Below are 18,335 nucleotides of genomic sequence, written 5' to 3' on the forward strand. Positions count from 1 at the left end.
GATGCCGATGATCTTCTTCCCCTCATTCCATCAAGGATGCCGCCCCGCCGCGATCCTGTTCGCGGCCTGCGCTCTGGCGGCCTTTTCCAGCGGCGTGCATGCCGAGGAAGCCGTCCGCCAGGTCCTGCCGGGGGCGCCGCCCGCACCCGCGCCGCAGCTGTTGGCCCGGGAGAAGGCTCCCGACCAAAGCGAGATCGAGCGCTTCTGCTCCAACATAGCCGACGCCGCCCGCGACCGCCGCTACGTGTTGCAGGCGGAGGAGTTGAAACAGCTCCAGGCCGGCATCGACCAACGCATGAAGGCACTGGACGAAAAGCGGGCCGAATACGAGACCTGGCTGAAGCGGCGCGAGGTGTTCCTGGCCCGGGCCGAGGACAGCGTCGTCAAGATCTATGCCGGCATGAAGCCCGACGCGGCGGCCGAGCGCCTGGCCATCGTCAATGCCGATCTCGCCGCGGCCATCCTGATGAAGCTGGATTCGCGCAAGGCCGGCGTCATCCTCAACGAAATGGACCAGAAGGCGGCGGCGACGCTCACCGGCATCATGGCCAGCGCAGCCCGAAGGGTAGATCCGTCATGATCCGCAGAACGCTCATCCTGTGCGCGGTCGCAGCTTTGTCCGGCTGCGGCACCAATCTCAAGGAGATCGGCAGGGAGCCTTCACTGTCGCCGGTCGGTTCCGGCATCGGCAGTGAAGGAGCTTCGCCCTACAGCTATCCTGAGCCGCCTGCCGCGCTGGTCAAGAAATTCTCGCTGTGGGACGATCGCCAGAGCCGGCTGTTCACCGACCCCAGGGCGTTGCGCGAAGGCGACATTCTCACCGTCAGGATCAAGCTCAACGACAAGGCCAACTTCAAGAACCAGAACGACAGGAGCCGCACCGCCTCGCGCAAGCTGGGTTACGACGTCACGCTCGGATGGGAAGACAAGAGCACGAGCGGCAAGGGCGACGCCGGCCTGAGCTCCAGCACCGAAACCAATGCGGACGGCGAGATCAAGCGCTCGGAGAACCTGGAGCTCAACGTTGCTGCCGTCGTCACCGAAGTCCTGCCCAATGGCAATTTGATGATCAGGGGCTCGCAGGAAGTGCGTGTTAACTATGAGCTCAGGGTGCTCACCATCGCCGGCATGGTGCGCCCGTCGGATATCGGCGCGGAGAACACCATCTCCTATGAACGCATCGCCGAGGCGCGCATCTCCTATGGCGGCCGCGGCCGCGTCAGCGAGGTCCAGCAGCCGGCCTACGGCCAGCAGATCCTCGACCAGGTTCTTCCATTCTAGGGCATTGGAGACCGCAGCACCGTGGCCAGCGTCGAACAGGTTCCGTCTCGCAAGGGTCCTTCCCTTGCCGTCCAGGGCGCCATGCTGCTCCTGGTGACGGCTGCCGCCATCGGCATGGGCTGGCTGTCCGGCGGCTATCTCAAGGGTGTGGGGGCACCGGCATCGGTACCCGTCGCGCCGGAAAACGAGGGCAAGGTGCCCAAGCCCGCCGACGCGCAAGAGCCCGGCACGGGACCGTCACTCGTCGCGCTGGCGCCGATCACCACCAACATCGCCTCGCCCGCCGAGACCTGGATCAGGATGGAAGTGTCGGTGGTCTACGACGCGCCGCAGCCGCCGGCAATGTCGGATGAGATCCATCAGGATCTTCTGGCCTTCGTGCGCACCCTGAAGATGCACCAGATAGAAGGCGCCAGCGGCTATCAGCACCTGAAGGCCGATATCGAGGAGCGCGCCTCGATCCGCAGCCAGGGGCATGCCAAGGAGGTACTCATCAGGACGTTGCTGCTCGAATGAAGAAATTTCTTCTCGCCGCGGCGCTGCTCGGCGCCGCCACATCGATCGCGACGGCCCAGCAACTGGACCTCGGCGGCATCGGCAAGGCCGACGGCGCCACCGTTGGCTACATCATCCAGATGTTCGGCCTGCTCACCGTGCTTTCGGTGGCGCCGGGCCTGCTGATCATGGTGACAAGCTTCACCCGTTTCGTCATCGCCTTCTCGATCCTGCGCGCCGGCATCGGCCTGCAGTCGACGCCGGCGAACCTTATCCTCATTTCGCTGTCGCTGTTCATGACCTTCTATGTCATGGCGCCGACCTTCGACCAGGCCTGGAATACCGGCGTCAAGCCGCTGATGGACAACCAGATCAGCCAAACCGAGGCTTTCGAGAAGATTTCCGATCCCTTCCGCACCTTCATGCTGCACAATGTGCGCGACAAGGACTTCGACCTGTTCGCCGACCTCGCGCGCGAACGCGGCCAGACCGTTGCGAAGGAAACCGTCGACCTGCGCATCCTGGTGCCCGCCTTCATGATCTCCGAGATCAGGCGCGGCTTCGAGATCGGCTTCCTGATCGTGCTGCCGTTCCTGGTCATCGACCTGATCGTCGCCACCATCACCATGGCGATGGGCATGATGATGCTGCCGCCGACGGTGGTGTCGCTGCCGTTCAAGATCCTGTTCTTCGTGCTGATCGACGGCTGGAACCTGCTTGTCGGCAGCCTGGTGCGCTCCTTCAACTGATCGCGCCCGGCGCCGAACCGCGCCCTCCCGTTTTTTCGACAATATTTTTCGATTAACCGTCCGGTTTAGTCCTTTGGTAGGGACTTGCCGCCATATTCCCCGCAGATGGCGGGTGATCGGGTCTCAGACAGATCATTGGCATGATGCCGCTCCGTCATACCGGCCAATCCGGTATGTCAAAAAACACCTGTAAAAAGTAAGGTACGAGTAGACATGGCCAGTATCATGACCAATGCCTCGGCGCTGACCGCGCTGCAGAGCTTGAACGCCACCAACAAGAACCTCGAAACCACCCAGGCCCGCATCTCGACGGGCTATCGCGTTTCCCAGGCTTCGGACAACGCCGCTTACTGGTCGATCGCCACCACGATGCGTTCCGACAACCAGCAGATGTCGACCGTTTCGGACGCGCTCGGCCTCGGCGCCTCGAAGGTCGATACCGCTTACACCGGCATGAACAGCGCGATCGACACCATCAACCAGATCAAGACCAAGCTGACCGCCTCTTACGGCCAGACGGATGCCGACAAGGAAAAGACCCAGACCGAAATCGCCGCCCTTCAGAAGCAACTGAAGGCCTATGCCGATGGCGCCAGCTTCTCCGGCACCAACATGCTGTCCGTGGACAGCGGCACGGGCACGTCCGTGGCGGACATCAAGATCGTTTCGGCCTTCAACCGTGACGCTTCCGGCGCGGTATCGATCTCGACGATCGACGTCAACGTGGAAAGCACCAAGCTGTACGAGGCGGGTACCACGGCCGGCACCGCGAAGGGCATCCTCGACGCCGCGCGTCTGGGCACCGACGGCAGCGTCACCGCCACGGCGGCTACTCCGGCTGCTGGTGCTACCGTTGCGGCCGGCGACACCTATTCGGTCGCCAGCCTGAAGATCTTCGACTCCGCAACGGGCAAGGGCTTCAGCGACGACCAGATCTCGGGGATGATGAACGTCGTCGACGCTGCGCTCAAGGACATGACGAACGCCGCCACCACGCTCGGCGCCGCCAAGAGCTCCATCGACCTGCAGAAGACCTTCACGCAGAGCCTGATGGACTCCATCGACCGCGGCGTCGGCCAGCTCGTCGATGCCGACATGAACAAGGAATCGACCCGCCTCCAGGCCCTGCAGGTTCAGCAGCAGCTCGGCATCCAGGCGCTGTCGATCGCCAACGGTTCGTCGCAGTCGATCCTGTCGCTCTTCCGCGGCTGATCGCCTTCACCATCCACGAACAGCACCAAGATATCGGGCCGCGCCAAAAGCGCGGCCCGATTGCGTTTGCTCCAGCCCCGCGCAATCCTCGTTCCTTAACTGTCGAAAGCTGACTTTTAATAGGGCGTTAACCATATCGCGCTAGCTATGGTTAACCAATAGCTTACGACAGGTTGTCGAATCGGCCCGACCGGCACGATCGCAGCCGATGGGCAGGCCGACCAGGCCTGTGGGCATGCCGGCTTAGAGAAGGAGCGAGTTTCTTGGCGAGCATCATGACGAACGCTGCGGCGTTGACTGCACTTCAAAGCCTCAACGCCACCAACAAGTCGCTCGAGCAGACACAGGCCCGCGTCTCGACGGGCTATCGCGTCTCCGAGGCCTCCGACAACGCCGCCTACTGGTCGATCGCCACCACCATGCGCTCCGACAACCAGGCGCTCTCGACCGTGCAGGATGCGCTCGGCCTCGGCGCCTCGAAGGTCGACACCGCCTATACCGGCATGAACAATGTGCTGGACACGATCGGCAAGATCAAAACCAAGCTGCTTTCGACCGTCGGCCAGACGGATGCCGCCAAGGCAAAGACGCAGACCGAAATCACGGCGCTTCAGGCGCAGATGAAATCCTTTGCCGACGCCGCCACCTTCTCCGGTTCGAATTTCCTGTCGGTGATCTCCAAGCAGGTGTCGGCCGCCAATGACGGCGTCCAGCCCGACTCCAAGATCGTGTCCTCGTTCAACCGCACCTCGTCCGGCGCCGTCCAGCTCGGGACGATTGACATCGATGTCGAGAGCACCAAGCTTTTCGATTCCGGTCTTGCCGGCGAGGTCAAGAACCAGGGCATTCTCGACCGCAAGACATCGGTCTATTCGACCGCGGCCGCGCAGACCCTGTATGACACCGCCTATGCGGCATCGATCGCGGGTGGATCAACGGATATCGCAGCCAACACCGCCGGCCAGACAGCGGCGGGGGCGGTTACCAAGGTCGACAATATTTCCGCCTACAATCTCGACATCACTGCGGCAGGCGTGACCGACGACATCATCACCCAGATGATCACCAAGATCGACAACGTCATGAGCCAGCTGACCGATTCCGCCACCATCCTCGGTTCGGCCAAGAGCAGCATCGACCTGCAGAAGACCTTCACGCAGAGCCTGATGGACTCCATCGACCGCGGTGTCGGCCAGCTCGTCGACGCCGACATGAACAAGGAATCGACCCGCCTTCAGGCGCTCCAGGTGCAGCAGCAGCTTGGCATCCAGTCGCTGTCGATCGCCAACAGTTCCTCGCAGTCGATCCTGTCGCTGTTCAAGAGCTGACCGCCCACTCGACGTCTTCACCTCAAGGTTGACGGGCCGCGCGCCGAGCGCGGCCCGATTTCATTTTCGCACAAGCTTCGAGGGCTAGTGTTCCAGCGGACAGTCATGCTGGGAGTAGTCGACCGTGCCGGAACAGATCCAGAGCATCATCGCGAATCTCCGCGGGTTTGGCGTGAAGCGCCTGGCCATGCTGGCGGGCATCGCCGCATTGGTGATGAGCGTCATCGGTGTCGCTTCCGTCTATCTCAACCGTCCGGCCTACGACACGCTCTATGTCGGGCTCGACCGCGCCGACGTGAACCAGATCGGCCTCGTGCTGGGCGAGGCCGGCATCGGCTTCGACGTCGGCTCCGACGGAACCTCGGTCCTGGTCCCGGCCGGCACCACCGCGCAGGCCCGCATGCTGCTTGCCGAAAAGGGCCTGCCGACCAGCGCCAATGCCGGCTATGAACTGTTCGACAATGTCGGCTCGCTCGGCCTGACCTCCTTCATGCAGCAGATCACGCGTGTGCGCGCGCTGGAGGGCGAAATATCGCGCACCATCCAGTCGATCGCGGGCGTCAAGGCTGCGCGCGTCCATATCGTTATGTCCGAGCGTGCCAATTTCCGCCGCGACGAGCAGCAGCCCTCCGCGTCGGTCGTCATCCGCTACGCCGGCATCGACGCCGAGAAAAGCGCCATGTCGATCCGCCATCTCGTCGCCGCCGCCGTTCCCGGCCTGTCGGCCGACAAGGTGACGGTGCTCGATTCCAACGGCAATCTGCTGGCGGCGGGAGATGATCCCTCCAACACAAGTGCCGCCCGCACGCTGGGCGTCGAGCAGACCGTCGAGGCGCAGATCGGTGACAACATCCGGCGCGCCCTCACCCCGTATCTTGGCCCGGACAATTTCCGCGCCAGCGTCAAGGCCGACGTCAACACCGATACCCGCCAAACCGAGGAGACGATCTTCGATCCGGAGTCGCGCGTCGAGCGTTCGGTGCAGTCGGTGCGCGCCAACGAGAACAACAACCAGAAGCAGGCCTCCACCCCGGCCAGCGTCGAGCAGAACCTCCCCGAGACGCAGACGACCGCCACCGAGGGTCCGCAATCCTCCTCGCAGAACGACCGCAGGGAAGAGATCACCAACTACGAGATCAACTCCAAGAAGATCGCCACCGTCTCCAACGGCTACAGCGTCACCAAGATGTCTATCGCCGTGGTCGTCAACCAGGATCGGCTGAAGGCGATCCTGGGCAAGGACGCCACGCCCGAACAGATCGCCAAGCGCGTCGCCGACATCCAGAAGATGGTGACCTCTGCCACCGGCTTCGACGACAAGCGCGGCGATGTCATCGACGTCTCGGCGGTCGAGTTCATCGACGGGCTCGACGGCGAGGCGATCCCGCAGGCCGGAATGCTCGATTCCGTCGGCCAGCACGCCGGCACGCTGATCAATGCCGGCGCTTTCATCGTCGTCGTGTTCCTGGTGGCCTTCTTCGGCCTGCGCCCGATGGCGGCGGCCCTGACAGCAAAGGCGACGCCGTCCATAGCGGGTCCCAATTTCGACGAGGTCCAGCGCTCGCTGCCGACGCCGGAGGGCACGGCTTCCGCCGAAGCCGGCTCGGCCGTCGGCGCCTTGCCGGGCGTGCGGGCCGGCTCCACGCCGCTCGACGACCTGCGCCAGAAGATCAGGCCCGCGCCGCAGGAGCGGCTTGCCCGCATGGTCGACCTCAACGAGGAGCGCACAGCGCAGATCCTGCGCAAATGGGCGGCCCAGGAAATCGCGGTGTAGTCCATGCCTTCCCTAGCCCTTTTCGATCTCCTGCCGGATTTCGGCACGCGCCCGCAACGTGTCAGCCAGCCGAAGGCTCCCGCCGACCACGAGCCGGAAGCAGCCGCGCCTCAGGCCGATATCGGCATGCTGATTGCCGAAGCGGTCGCCCAGGCGGAGGCGGCGCTCGGCGAGCGGCTTTCGGCTGCCCACGAAGCAGCGATGGACGCTGAACGCCGGGCGAATGCCGAGGAAGCGAAGGCCTTTCTCGAGAGCTTCGGCGGCGATGTCGGCGAGGCGGTCTCGCTGCGCATTGATGCCATGGAGGCGCGCGTGACGGACCTCGTCGCCGCCACGGTCGCCCGCATCATCGGCGGCATCGTCAGTGACGACCTGCAAAAGCGCTCGCTTGAAGCGCTTGCCGGTGCGGTCCGCGAAGCGGTCGGCGATGGCGAAGCGGTGCGCATAGTCGTTCGCGGCCCGCTTTCCCTTTTCGAAGCGCTGAAGGCGTCGCTCGGAGCGCGCGCCGCCAATCTCGACTTCCTCGAAGCTCCCGGCTTCGATCTCACGGTCTCCATCGACGAAGCGGTGTTCGAGACGCGCATGGCCGAATGGTCGGCAACGCTCTCTCAGGTGTTGGCATGAGCGTCGCCGATGCCGATCAGGCCAGGCACGAGATCATTATCGTGCGTCGCGGCCATGACGACCACGAGGAGGGCCATCACGGTGGCGTCTGGAAGATCGCCTTCGCCGACTTCATGACGGCCATGATGTGCTTCTTCCTGGTCATGTGGCTGATCAACGCCGCCAACGAACAGACCAAGGCGGCGGTCGCCAGCTATTTCAATCCGGTCAAGCTGGTCGACCGCACCTCGAGCCGCAAGGGCCTGGAGGATCTCGGCGACGGTCCGCGCGCCATCGGGCTGACCGCCGACAATCCGGAAGAGGCGGCCACCAAGGCCGGACAGGATGGAGCCGGCGGCGCGGGTTCATCCGATCCCAAAAAGGAAAAGCAGGAGCCGCAGCAGTCGGAGCAGTCCGACGAACACCTGTTCGCCGATCCCTACGCGGTGCTTTCGGAAATCGCCACCAACACCGGCATCATGCAGAACGTCAGCCAGAAGGGCGATGGCGGCGCGCAGAGTGCCGGCCCGGCAACGGGCGCTTCCGGCGGCGCCTCCTATCGTGATCCGTTCGAGCCTGATTTCTGGTCTCAGCAGGTGGCCTCGCCGGGCGCCGAGGCCAGCGCGCAGCGCGCCAGGATCGAAGGTGATCCGGTGAAGCCCGGCGACAAGGCCGCCGAGGCGCAGGTCGCCAAGGTTAAGGCCGTGCCGCCTGCGCCGCCGGTCATCGCGGCGCCGCTTGAACCTCTGGCAAAGGACGGCAAGGCCACAACGGCAATCGCCGAGGCGGGTGATGCGAAAGCCGGCGCTGCCGGGCTCGCGGACGCCAAGGTTGCCGCCGTCGCCGAGGCGGCCAAGCCCGATGCCGGCGAAAAGAAGCCGGGCGCGGCCGCGCTTAAGGCTGCGGCCGATGTCAGGCAGCAGCTGGCCGAGGCCTTCAAACCTGGCGACAAGTTGCACGACGGCGTCTCGGTCGAAGCCACCGACAAGGGCGTCCTCATCTCGATCACCGACCAGCTTGACTTCGGCATGTTCGAGGTCGGCTCCGCGATGCCGCGCCGTGAGCTGGTGCTCGCGATGGAAAAGATCGGCCGCATCGTCAACAGCCAGAAGGGCACGATCAGCATCAACGGCCACACCGACGCGCGGCCGTTCCGCAGCGCCGGCTACGACAATTGGCGGCTGTCGACGGCGCGCGCGCATTCGGCGTACTACATGCTGGTGCGCGGCGGCGTCGACGAGCGCCGCATCACCGAAGTCGCCGGCTTCGCCGACCGCCAGCCGAAGGACCCCGCCGATCCGCTGTCGGCGGTGAACCGCCGCATCGAGATACTGATGGCGACCGGCGGATGAGGCGGGCGGTCTTCACCAGCCGCTTGATGGGCCTTTTGCTGTTGGCCGGCCAGCCTACGGCCGCCCTCGCGCAGGATTCGTTGCAACCCTATCAGCTGGTGCGCTCGCTGCAGCTTATTCAGGACCGTATCGCCGTCGGCGACCACGCCGCGCTGCCGATGCAGTCCAAGCTGCTGGAGATGATCGATACGCGCTTGCGCGAGGCGGACAAGGACGATTTCAGGGATCCGAAGAATTTTCGCGCGCTGCTGGTCTACGGCATGAGCGGCGGCAACCCGGTGACCGTCGAGGCGGCCGTGTCGCGCGCCACCGCCGATGCGCGGGACCTAGCCCTTGCCAGGGGCGTCATCGATTACCTGAACGGCCGCCCCGGCGAGGCCATCGAAGCCTTGAAGCCGGTCGATCCGATGGCGGAGCCCAGCGACCTCGCCGCCTCCCTTGCCCTGGTCAAGGGTTCGCTGCTCGCCAGCGACCAGCCGGCCGCGGCGCTGGTGCTGCTCGACGAGGCGAAATTGCTCGGCCCCGGGACACTGGTCGAGGAGGCGGCATTGCGCCGCTCGGTCGGCATTGCGGTCGCGCAGCGCGACGCGGCGCGCTTTGCGCTTGCCTCCACACAATATGTCGAGCGCTATCTCTATTCGCCCTATGCCAGCCAGTTCGCCGACTCCTTCGTCTCGGGCGTGATTGAGCTGCACATGTCGATCAGCCAGGACAAATTGGCCGATATCACCTCAATGATGGATCCCGAGCGCGAGAAGGTCATTTATCTGCGCATCGCCCGCCGCGCCGCGATCGACGGCCTGAACGAACTGTCCGCCTTCGCCTCGGCGCGGGCCGAGCAAGGCCGCGACGGCAACACCAATCAGGGCGATCCGCGCGCCCTGCTCTACTCAAGCCTGTCCACCGTGACATCGGGTACCATCGAGGACGTGCGCGCCAAGCTGGGCAAGATCGACCGCAGCCGGCTGTCGGACGGCGACCGCGCGCTGCTCGACGCCGCCGAGGCCATCGCCGGCGAAGTGGTGGCGCCGCCCGCTTCCCTTCCGACCGCCAGCCCGGCACCTGCCGAAGTCATGCCATCGCACGAGCCCGAGCCTGCCGCCGCGCAGGCGGCCGACGCCGCCGGATTGCCGCCCGTCGAGGGTGCTGTGTCCGAACGGCCGGCCGTCGCGCCATCCGGCGATACAGTGGCAGTTGCGCCGAACGCGCCGGCTCCGGGCGATGCGGCAACTGTCCTGCCGGCATCGGCGCCGGCGGCCGCGGCCAGCACCGACACGTCAGACCCAACCGATGCCGCCATGGTCAAAACCCGTCGACAGCTCGACCTGATCGACCAGATGCTTGGAGCCGCTCCGAAATGACCCCCAGCCTCGGTCCGGCGCTGCCGGGAATCACCACCGCGCGCACGACGGCGGAACAGCCGGCGACCGGAAAAAATGACGACACGGGTTTCGGCAAGATGCTGGACGACAAGGCCGGGCCGGCCCACCCGGACAAGCATCCGGCAGCCGGGGCCGAATCGCGCGATGAGCGCTGGAGCAGGCTTGCCGCCGGTCCTGCCGGGCAGAAGGACGAGCCACTGCCGGCTGGCAACGCAAGGATCCCATCCAGCGGAATGCCGGCCGCGAAAACAACCAGGGAGGACAAGACCGCCGAGCCGGACAAGGACGCCGATGGCGCAGCGGCCGAGACAGGTACGACGCCGCTCGAGGACCATCTGCCGTTGCTGATCGCGTTCCATGACCTGCGCCATTTCTCGACATCGGCCAGACCGGCCGATACGAGCGAAACCGGACAGGAACCGGCGCTCGACGGGCAGCTCCTGCCGAAGGCCTACCGGCCGAAATCCGCCGCCGGGCATGACGATCTCGAACCGATCTCGAAGCCCGAGCGGACATCGCTCGTGGATGGGTCGCTGACCAAGCTCGATGGCCAGACCGTCCACGACGCCGCCGGCAGGCCAAAACGCGACAATGCGATCGCGGCCGGGCCACTGCCCCAGACAGCGCCGGCCGAAGTGCCGGACCTGGATCCGAAGCAGGCGGCACCGCAGCTGAAATCCATGGCCGATGTTCAGTCCTCGTTGCGGCACGAGCCCGGAAAACAACTGTCGGCGGCAGGGCGCATCGACGTGGTTTCCGAGCGCAGCTTCCCTGCCCCGCCGCAGGCGCCGATGAGCCAGGCCGCCCTCAACGTGATCGGCGCCATAACAGCCGATGGCGGCCCGAAAACGACGCTTTCGACACACTCCGCAACTGCGCAACTGACAGGCCCTGTTGCCGCCGCGACACATGTGTTGAAGATCGAACTTCATCCGGCCGAGCTTGGCATGGTCACCGCCAATCTTCGCCTCTCCGGAGAACAACTTTCGATTGAGTTAAAGCCTCAAACACATGACGCCTACCACCGGCTGTCCTCTGATAGCGATGCCATCGTCAAGTCCCTGCGCGGACTCGGCTTCGAGGTTGACAAGGTCACGATACTACAACCTTCGGTAGCGGTCCCCGCAACGACCCGCACTGATGCGACCGCATCCTTGCAGACGGCGGCGGGCCGCGACCAGTCGTCCTTTCAACCCGGGAATTCCGGCGGCGGCAACAGCGGCGCCGGCGGCCAGCAACCGGGCCAGCAATCCGCCGGAAGACACAATGATGACGCGCAAGCACACGGCCGCCCCGCTTCGCCTTCTCGCGAGCGCGCTGGCGGCGATATCTTTATCTAGTCTTGCGAGCGCCGCCGCTGCCGCCGCCAATGCTTGCGAACCGGAGATCCTGCGCGCCGCCGACCGCTACGGCGTGCCGGCTGGCATCCTCTATGCCGTCGGCTTGACCGAGACCGGCAAGAAGGGCAGCTTGCAGCCCAACGCATTGAATATAGAAGGAAAAGCGGTCTTCCCGACAAGCCGCGCCGAAGCTCTTGCCACCTTCGCCAATGCCCGACGCGAAGGCAAGACGCTGATTGATCTCGGCTGCATGCAAATCAATCACCACTACCACGGCGCGCATTTTCGCAGCGTCGAGGACATGCTAGATCCGCGTCAGAATGTCGACTATGCGGCGCGGTTCCTGGCCAGCCTTCATGCCCGTCACGTGACCTGGTCGATGGCTGTCGCCCGCTATCACGCGGGGCCCGACAACGACCCGGCGCAGAAGGTCTATGTCTGCCGCGTGATATCAAACATGGTGGCCACAGGCTTCGGCAAATGGACCGGCAACGCTCGCACGTTCTGCAATCCATGAGTGTATTGTTGCATCTCATGCAATCGGTCGCAAAGTCTCGGCGTTGCGCTTCGACTTGGCCGGGACTTGGAGCACGAAGCATATCTCACCCCACGCTAATGCAACCGATGCGATTCCGGACTCCCAAGAAACTAGTTACAAGAAATGACGGTTGTTCAGGATTCCTGCCAGCGGATACGGCTTTCCCCACGGGGCAGATGAGCTGATTCGGAGGCGGGGCCGATGATCGTTATCGTTGACGAGCGAGAGCTCGTGACAGACGGATACAATTCACTTTTTGACCGCGAGGGCATCGCCTGCGCGGGCTTCGCTTCCGGCGAATTCGGCGAGTGGGTGAACTCGGCCGCCGATGCCGATCTGCGCTCGGTCCGGGCCTTCCTCATCGGCGACTGCCGCGAAGGCGCGATCTCTCCGCGCCAGATCCGCGACCGCACCGGAGCCCCGGTGATTGCTCTCAGCGAGCAGCATTCGCTGGAGAACACGTTGCGGCTGTTCGAGAGCGGTGTCGATGACGTCATCCGCAAGCCGGTCCATATCCGCGAGATCCTGGCCCGCATAACAGCCATCCGCCGCCGCGCCAACGAGGATGCCGCCTTTACCGAGATCGGCGCCATGCGCATCTTCATGGATGGCCGCGACCCTGAAATCAATGGCCAGCCGCTTCCCTTGCCGCGCCGTGAGCGCCGCATTCTCGAATATTTGGCAAGCAATCGCGGCCGCCGCGTCACCAAGACCCAAGTATTCAACGCCATCTACGGCATCTTCGACGAAGAGGTCGAGGAGAACGTGGTGGAAAGCCACATCAGCAAGCTGCGCAAGAAGCTGCGCGAGAAGCTGGGCACCGATCCGATCGATTCCAAGCGCTTCCTCGGTTACCGGCTGGTGTTCTGATGCACCGCCGCGCCAGCCTCGCGCAAGACAGGACGCGTAGCCTCGCTGCCAATGGCATGGACATTGCGGAGACATTTCGATGAGCCTCTACGGGATGATGCGGACCGGCGTTTCCGGCATGAACGCGCAGGCCAACCGTCTGTCGACGACAGCCGACAACATCGCCAATTCCGATACCACCGGCTACAAGCGGTCCTCCGCCGAATTTTCAACGCTGGTCATGCCCTCGACGGGCGGCGCCTATAATTCCGGCGGCATCACCACCACGATCCGGCAGGCGGTCAGCGATCCCGGCGTTCTCCAATACACCACCTCTGTCTCCGACCTTGCCGTCAGCGGCGACGGCTTCTTTGTCGTCCAGGACCCGAGCGGTACGCCTTTCCTGACCCGCGCCGGCGCCTTCGTTCCCGATGGACAGGGCAGGCTCGTCAACTCGGCCGGCTTCCAGCTGATGGCCTACAGCTACGAAAATGGCGTGCCGGCGGCGACGGTGAACGGTTTTGAAGGATTGGTCCCGGTCGTCATCTCCGACCAGGGAATGACCGCGACCCCGAGCACCGAGGGTCTCTACAGCGGCAACTTGCCCGCAGGCGCGACGCCGGTCGCGGCCGGCAACCTGCCCACCACCAATGCCGCAGGCGCGCAGTACACCTCGAAATCCTCGATGGTCGCCTATGACAATCTCGGCAACAAGAAGCTGCTCGACGTCTATTTCACCAACACCGGCGCCGGCACCTGGCAGGTGTCGGTCTTCGACCAGTCGAAGGCGACCGCCGGAACGTCATTCCCCTACGCCGGCGGCGCGCTGGGCTCGGCCAACCTGACCTTCGACACGACCACGGGCAAGCTCACCGGCGCCGTCGACAGCGTCTCGCTCACCGTGCCCAACGGCAGCACCTTTTCACTGGATCTGTCGGCATTGACCCAGCTCGGCACCGGCTTCACGGTTTCGGACGCTCAGGTCAACGGCAACGCGCCGAGCACCATCGACAAGGTGCAGATCAGCAAGGACGGTACCATCTACGCCCAGTACAAGGACGGCTCCACCAAGCCGCTCTACAAGATCCCGCTGGCCGATGTGCAGAGTCCCGACCAGCTCACCGCGCTGCCCGGCAATGTGTACTCGCAGGGCACCGAATCCGGCGCGGTCCGCGTCGGCTTTGCCAATGAAGGCAAGCTCGGCTCCATCATCTCCGGCGCGCTCGAGAATTCGAACGTCGATATCGCCGAGGAACTGACCAACATGATCGCGGCGCAGCGCAGCTACACCGCCAATTCGAAAGTCTTCCAGACGGGTTCCGACCTGATGGACGTCCTTGTCAACCTGAAGAGATAAAACCGGGCAACGCCCGTGAAAGACCCGCATGTCGCTTTCCACCGCATTGAGCATCGCCCAATCGGCGCTGATGAACACCGCTCGGCAGACCAGCGTTGTCTCGCGCAACGTCGCCGACGCTTCCAATCCGGACTATACGCGCCGTATCGCCGTCGTCACCAGCACGGCGCCGGGCGCGCGCTCGGTTGACATCCAGCGCGTAGCCAACGACCTGCTCTTCCGCCAGAATCTCAGCGCCCTGTCGGCATACAGCGGCCAGAACGCGCTCTATAGCGGCCTGGATCAGCTGGATGTTTCGGTCAATGGCGTCGACAATGCGTCCTCTCCCTCGACCGCGATCGGCAATTTGCAGCAGGCGCTGCAGCTCTATGCCACCTCGCCGTCCAACCAGAATCTCGGCTCCAGCGTTATCGACGCGGCCAAGCAGGTCGTGCGCTCCCTGAACGAAGGCTCCAGGGCCATTCAGGACTTTCGCACCCAGACCGACGGCCAGATCGCCACCGCGGTAGACGATCTCAACTCGCTGCTCAGCCAGTTCCAGGATGCCAACAAGGCTGTCATATCAGGCACGCGCTCCGGCACCGACGTTTCCGATGCGCTGGACCAGCGCGACGCGCTTTTGAAGAAGATCTCGGACTATGTTCCGGTTTCGACCTTCACGCGCGGCGACAATGACATGGTCATCACCACGGGTGACGGCACGACGCTGTTCGAAACCATCCCGCGCACGGTCAGCTTCGCCCCGTCCTCCGGCTACAGCGCCGGTACCGTCGGCAACGCACTCTACATCGATAATGTGCCGATCTCGGCGGGAACCGGCGGCAACACCAGCGCCAGCGGCGAGCTTGCCGGTTTGCTGCAATTGCGCGATGGCGTAGCCTCGACCATGCAGAGCCAGCTCGACGAGACCGCGCGCGGCCTGATCACGGCCTTCGCCGAGACCGCGCCGTCAATGCCCAACGCCGCCGGGCTGTTCACCTGGTCGGGCGCGCCGGCGGTGCCGGCCGCTGGCACGCTGGTCAATGGCCTTGCCGGCACGATCAGCGTCAATGCCGCCATGGATCCAAGCGCCGGCGGCAATCCGGCACTGCTGCGCGACGGCGGCGCCAACGGCGCGGCCTATGTCGTCAACACTGGCGGCGCCTCTTATTCCAGCCTTCTGGTCGCGTATGGCGACCGGCTCGATCAGCCGATGACATTCGACCCCGCCGCCGGGATTTCGGCGACGTCGAGCGTTGCCGACTATGCCGCCAATTCGATCGGGTGGCTCCAGGGCGTGCGCCAGCAGGCGTCGACCGCAGCCGACGCCAAGCAAGCCCTGGCATCGCGCAGCGCCGAGGCGCTGTCCAACGCGACCGGCGTCAATGTCGACCAGGAAATGTCGCTGCTTCTCGATCTCGAACACACCTATCAGGCATCGGCCCGAATGATGAAAACCGTCGACGACATGTTGGCGGCTCTGCTCAGCGCGGTGGGATAATCCATGACCTCAGTCTCTTCGGCCGCTCTCTCGAACGCCATGCGCTATCAGCAGATGCGCATGCAGGCCGAGCTCGTCAAAGCCACGAAGGAGTCCTCGACCGGCAGGGTCGCCGATGTCGGCCTGGCGCTGGGCGGACGCACCGCCCAGTCCGTCACCTTCTCGCGCGATCTCGACCGGCTCAATGTCATTATCGATTCCAACGGCCTGGTGGCCGCCCGGCTCTCCTCGACGCAGACCTCGCTCGGCCAGCTCTCCAGCGTCGCGCAGACCTTGCTGTCGAGCCTGACCACCTCAACGTCGGGCGATTCTTCCGCCAACCTCACCCAGTCGGCCGGCAAGACGGCCGTCCAGCAGCTCGCCTCGATCCTCAACACCAGCGTCAACGGCGAGTATCTGTTTGCCGGCACCAACACCGATGTCAAGCCGATCAACGATTTCACAGCGGCCGGATCACCCGCCAAGGCTGCCTTCGACGCCTCCTTTGTCGCCAATTTCGGTTTCACGCCGGATGACCCCGCCGCGGCAAACATCACCGCGGCCCAGATGGACGATTTCATCACCAACGACGTCGAGCCGCAGTTCTTCGGTTCGGGCTGGCAGGCCAACTGGTCGAACGCCACCGACCAGCAGATCGTCAGCCGCATCGCGCTCAACGAAACCACCGCGACCTCGACCAGCGCCAACAGCGACGGCATCAAGAAGCTCGCCATGGCGGCGGCCATGGTCTCCAGCCTGATGTCGACCAACATCAGCCAGGCGGCGAAGGACACCATCGTCGGCCGCTCGCAGTCGCTGGTCGGCGAAGCGCTGAGCGGCATCGGCCAGGTTCAGTCCGAAACCGGCATCGTCCAGAAGCGCGTGTCCGACGCTGTCGACCGCATGAAGACGCAGGTCGACCTGTTCGAGCGCCACATTCTCGATCTTGAAGCGGTCGACCCGGCCGAAGCCGCGACCCGCGTCGCCGACCTGACGCAGCACATCGAGACCTCCTTCGCATTGACGGCGCGGCTCCAGCAGCTCAGCCTGTTGAATTACCTGACCTGACAACTCTGAACCGGAACGGTAGAGCCAACGATGTACCAATTCTCCTACGCCGACATCCAGAGCACCTCTGTCGCCGATGCGAAGGACCGTGAACGGGAGCTGTTGACCCGCTCGATCGACATGCTGGCGGCGGCCGCCGCCCTTGGCCCCGCTTCGATGGAGGCAGTGGAGGCGCTGCATTTCACCAACCGCGTCTGGACCGCCTTTGTCGAGGATCTCGGCTCCAACGACAACGCGCTTCCCAAGGAACTGCGCGCCAACCTGATTTCGATCGGCCTTTGGCTGCTGCGCGAGGCGGAAGACATCCGCCAGGGCCGCACCCAGAATTTCGAGGGACTGATCGAGGTATCCCAGATCATCCGCGACGGCATTCAATGACCAACACGCTGAAGATATCGCTGAAGCCGAACGAGAAGATCTACATCAACGGTGCCGTCATCCGCGTCGACCGCAAGGTCACCGTCGAACTGATGAACGACGTGCAGTTCCTGCTCGAAAGCCATGTGATCCAGGCCGATGACGCCTCGACGCCGCTCAAGCAGCTGTATTTCATCCTCCAGGTGATGCTCATGAATCCGGCCGGCGCCGGCGAGGCGCGCGAAATGTTCCGCCGCTCCCTGCCGCTGCTGCTTGCAAGTTTCGAGGACGCCGAGATCGGCAGTGCGCTGAAACAGATCGACCGCATGGTCGGCGAGGACCACATCTACGAGGCGCTAAAGGCGATCCGGTCGCTCTATCCGCTCGAACGCCGCGCGCTGGGCGGCAATGACGACGTTCCGGGCGCCTCGCGTCCGCTGGCTGTGGGAGCACGCTGATGACCGTGGACATGACGACGACGATACCGGTTGGCACCAATCAGGCCAGCCAGCAGACCTCCAAGACCGCTGTCGACTACCAGTCCTTCCTGAAGCTTCTGATCGCCGAGATGAAGAACCAGGATCCGACCAAGCCGATGGATTCGACACAGTACGTCGCCCAGCTCGCCACCTTCTCGCAGGTCGAGCAGTCTGTGCAGACCAATACCAAGCTGGACCAGATCATGCAGTCCTCGGCGCTGTCGCAGGCCGATGCGCTGATCGGGCGCTCGATAACGTCCGCCGACGGCAAGACGACGGGCACCGTCGCGTCCGTGCGCCTTGCCAGCAGCGGCCTCATCGCCGTGCTGGGCAACGGCACCGAGATCGCGGTCGGCCCCGGCGTCTCGGTCAAGGCGGCAAGCTGACGGCTCCGGCGGGCCGACCCCATGAACGAGGCCGACGCACTCGACATCGTCCAGTACGCGGTGTGGACGGTGCTGACCGCATCCGCCCCGGTGGTGCTGGTCGCCATGGCGGTGGGTATCGGCATCGCCTTGATCCAGGCCCTGACGCAGGTCCAGGAGATCACCTTGACCTTCGTGCCGAAGATCGTCGCCATCATGCTCGTGGCGGCGCTGACCGGTCCCTTCATCGGCAGCCAGATATCGGCCTTCACCAACGTCGTCTTCGAGCGCATTGAAAACGGGTTCTAGCTGCTTGCGGCGAGCCGGCCCGTTCTGTCCCGACGACT

Annotated in this window: 20 protein-coding genes; all 20 read left to right on the forward strand. The window is 64.4% G+C overall.

Features of this window, described 5'->3' with window-relative positions; translation table 11 throughout:
* Nucleotide 1 precedes the first annotated feature (1 nt).
* Nucleotides 2-580, forward strand: a complete 579-nt coding sequence (locus FJ986_RS24290) for a MotE family protein (RefSeq protein ID WP_181167714.1) — start codon at nucleotides 2-4, stop codon at nucleotides 578-580.
* Nucleotides 577-1,281 carry a flagellar basal body L-ring protein FlgH gene (flgH, locus tag FJ986_RS24295; RefSeq protein WP_140676052.1) on the forward strand — a complete coding sequence of 235 codons (705 nt, stop codon included), beginning with the start codon at nucleotides 577-579 and terminating at the stop codon, nucleotides 1,279-1,281. Before FJ986_RS24290 ends, flgH begins: the two co-directional genes overlap by 4 nt.
* Before the next feature lie 21 nt (nucleotides 1,282-1,302).
* Nucleotides 1,303-1,797, forward strand: coding sequence for a flagellar basal body-associated FliL family protein (locus tag FJ986_RS24300; protein WP_140556614.1), 495 nt, complete (start codon nucleotides 1,303-1,305; stop codon nucleotides 1,795-1,797).
* On the forward strand, nucleotides 1,794-2,525 hold the full coding sequence (gene fliP / locus FJ986_RS24305; RefSeq protein WP_140676055.1) for a flagellar type III secretion system pore protein FliP: 732 nt from the start codon (nucleotides 1,794-1,796) through the stop codon (nucleotides 2,523-2,525). The genes FJ986_RS24300 and fliP overlap by 4 nt, the downstream gene beginning before the upstream one ends.
* A gap of 213 nt (nucleotides 2,526-2,738) precedes the next feature.
* Nucleotides 2,739-3,737 (forward strand): flagellin, encoded by a 999-nt coding sequence (locus tag FJ986_RS24310; RefSeq protein ID WP_140496221.1) that lies wholly within the window; start codon nucleotides 2,739-2,741, stop codon nucleotides 3,735-3,737.
* Between the two features lie 263 nt (nucleotides 3,738-4,000).
* Nucleotides 4,001-5,065, forward strand: a complete 1,065-nt coding sequence (locus FJ986_RS24315; RefSeq protein WP_140513641.1) for a flagellin — start codon at nucleotides 4,001-4,003, stop codon at nucleotides 5,063-5,065.
* Nucleotides 5,066-5,189: 124 nt separating this feature from the next.
* Nucleotides 5,190-6,839 carry a flagellar basal-body MS-ring/collar protein FliF gene (gene fliF, locus FJ986_RS24320; RefSeq protein WP_140556612.1) on the forward strand — a complete coding sequence of 550 codons (1,650 nt, stop codon included), beginning with the start codon at nucleotides 5,190-5,192 and terminating at the stop codon, nucleotides 6,837-6,839.
* Between the two features lie 3 nt (nucleotides 6,840-6,842).
* A complete protein-coding gene (locus FJ986_RS24325; RefSeq protein WP_140556610.1) occupies nucleotides 6,843-7,463 on the forward strand; it encodes a hypothetical protein in 621 nt (206 codons plus the stop codon).
* A complete protein-coding gene (locus FJ986_RS24330; RefSeq protein WP_140556609.1) occupies nucleotides 7,460-8,794 on the forward strand; it encodes a MotB family protein in 1,335 nt (444 codons plus the stop codon). Before FJ986_RS24325 ends, FJ986_RS24330 begins: the two co-directional genes overlap by 4 nt.
* The gene (locus FJ986_RS24335) at nucleotides 8,791-10,155 is read left to right on the forward strand and encodes a chemotaxis protein MotC (protein ID WP_140676058.1); all 1,365 of its coding nucleotides are present in this window, start codon (nucleotides 8,791-8,793) and stop codon (nucleotides 10,153-10,155) included. The genes FJ986_RS24330 and FJ986_RS24335 overlap by 4 nt, the downstream gene beginning before the upstream one ends.
* A gap of 362 nt (nucleotides 10,156-10,517) precedes the next feature.
* Complete coding sequence (locus FJ986_RS24340; protein ID WP_224646433.1) at nucleotides 10,518-11,516, forward strand: flagellar hook-length control protein FliK; 999 nt, start codon at nucleotides 10,518-10,520, stop codon at nucleotides 11,514-11,516.
* Nucleotides 11,446-12,033, forward strand: coding sequence for a transglycosylase SLT domain-containing protein (locus tag FJ986_RS24345; RefSeq protein ID WP_181167718.1), 588 nt, complete (start codon nucleotides 11,446-11,448; stop codon nucleotides 12,031-12,033). Before FJ986_RS24340 ends, FJ986_RS24345 begins: the two co-directional genes overlap by 71 nt.
* 222 nt (nucleotides 12,034-12,255) lie before the next feature.
* On the forward strand, nucleotides 12,256-12,924 hold the full coding sequence (locus tag FJ986_RS24350; RefSeq protein WP_140496228.1) for a response regulator transcription factor: 669 nt from the start codon (nucleotides 12,256-12,258) through the stop codon (nucleotides 12,922-12,924).
* A 79-nt stretch (nucleotides 12,925-13,003) separates the two neighbouring features.
* Complete coding sequence (locus FJ986_RS24355) at nucleotides 13,004-14,260, forward strand: flagellar hook protein FlgE (protein ID WP_140513647.1); 1,257 nt, start codon at nucleotides 13,004-13,006, stop codon at nucleotides 14,258-14,260.
* Nucleotides 14,261-14,288: 28 nt separating this feature from the next.
* Nucleotides 14,289-15,740 carry a flagellar hook-associated protein FlgK gene (flgK, locus tag FJ986_RS24360; protein WP_140676064.1) on the forward strand — a complete coding sequence of 484 codons (1,452 nt, stop codon included), beginning with the start codon at nucleotides 14,289-14,291 and terminating at the stop codon, nucleotides 15,738-15,740.
* Between the two features lie 3 nt (nucleotides 15,741-15,743).
* The gene (locus FJ986_RS24365) at nucleotides 15,744-16,787 is read left to right on the forward strand and encodes a flagellar hook-associated family protein (RefSeq protein WP_140496231.1); all 1,044 of its coding nucleotides are present in this window, start codon (nucleotides 15,744-15,746) and stop codon (nucleotides 16,785-16,787) included.
* Between the two features lie 30 nt (nucleotides 16,788-16,817).
* Nucleotides 16,818-17,165 carry a flagellar biosynthesis regulator FlaF gene (flaF, locus tag FJ986_RS24370; protein WP_140496232.1) on the forward strand — a complete coding sequence of 116 codons (348 nt, stop codon included), beginning with the start codon at nucleotides 16,818-16,820 and terminating at the stop codon, nucleotides 17,163-17,165.
* Nucleotides 17,162-17,602, forward strand: a complete 441-nt coding sequence (gene flbT, locus FJ986_RS24375; protein WP_140496233.1) for a flagellar biosynthesis repressor FlbT — start codon at nucleotides 17,162-17,164, stop codon at nucleotides 17,600-17,602. The genes flaF and flbT overlap by 4 nt, the downstream gene beginning before the upstream one ends.
* The gene (gene flgD / locus FJ986_RS24380) at nucleotides 17,602-18,009 is read left to right on the forward strand and encodes a flagellar hook assembly protein FlgD (RefSeq protein WP_140513649.1); all 408 of its coding nucleotides are present in this window, start codon (nucleotides 17,602-17,604) and stop codon (nucleotides 18,007-18,009) included. Before flbT ends, flgD begins: the two co-directional genes overlap by 1 nt.
* Nucleotides 18,010-18,030: 21 nt before the next feature.
* Nucleotides 18,031-18,297, forward strand: a complete 267-nt coding sequence (gene fliQ, locus FJ986_RS24385) for a flagellar biosynthesis protein FliQ (protein ID WP_140496235.1) — start codon at nucleotides 18,031-18,033, stop codon at nucleotides 18,295-18,297.
* Nucleotides 18,298-18,335: the final 38 nt, after the last annotated feature.

The sequence above is a fragment of the Mesorhizobium sp. B1-1-1 genome (assembly GCF_006442955.1).
Taxonomy (GTDB): Bacteria; Pseudomonadota; Alphaproteobacteria; order Rhizobiales; family Rhizobiaceae; genus Mesorhizobium.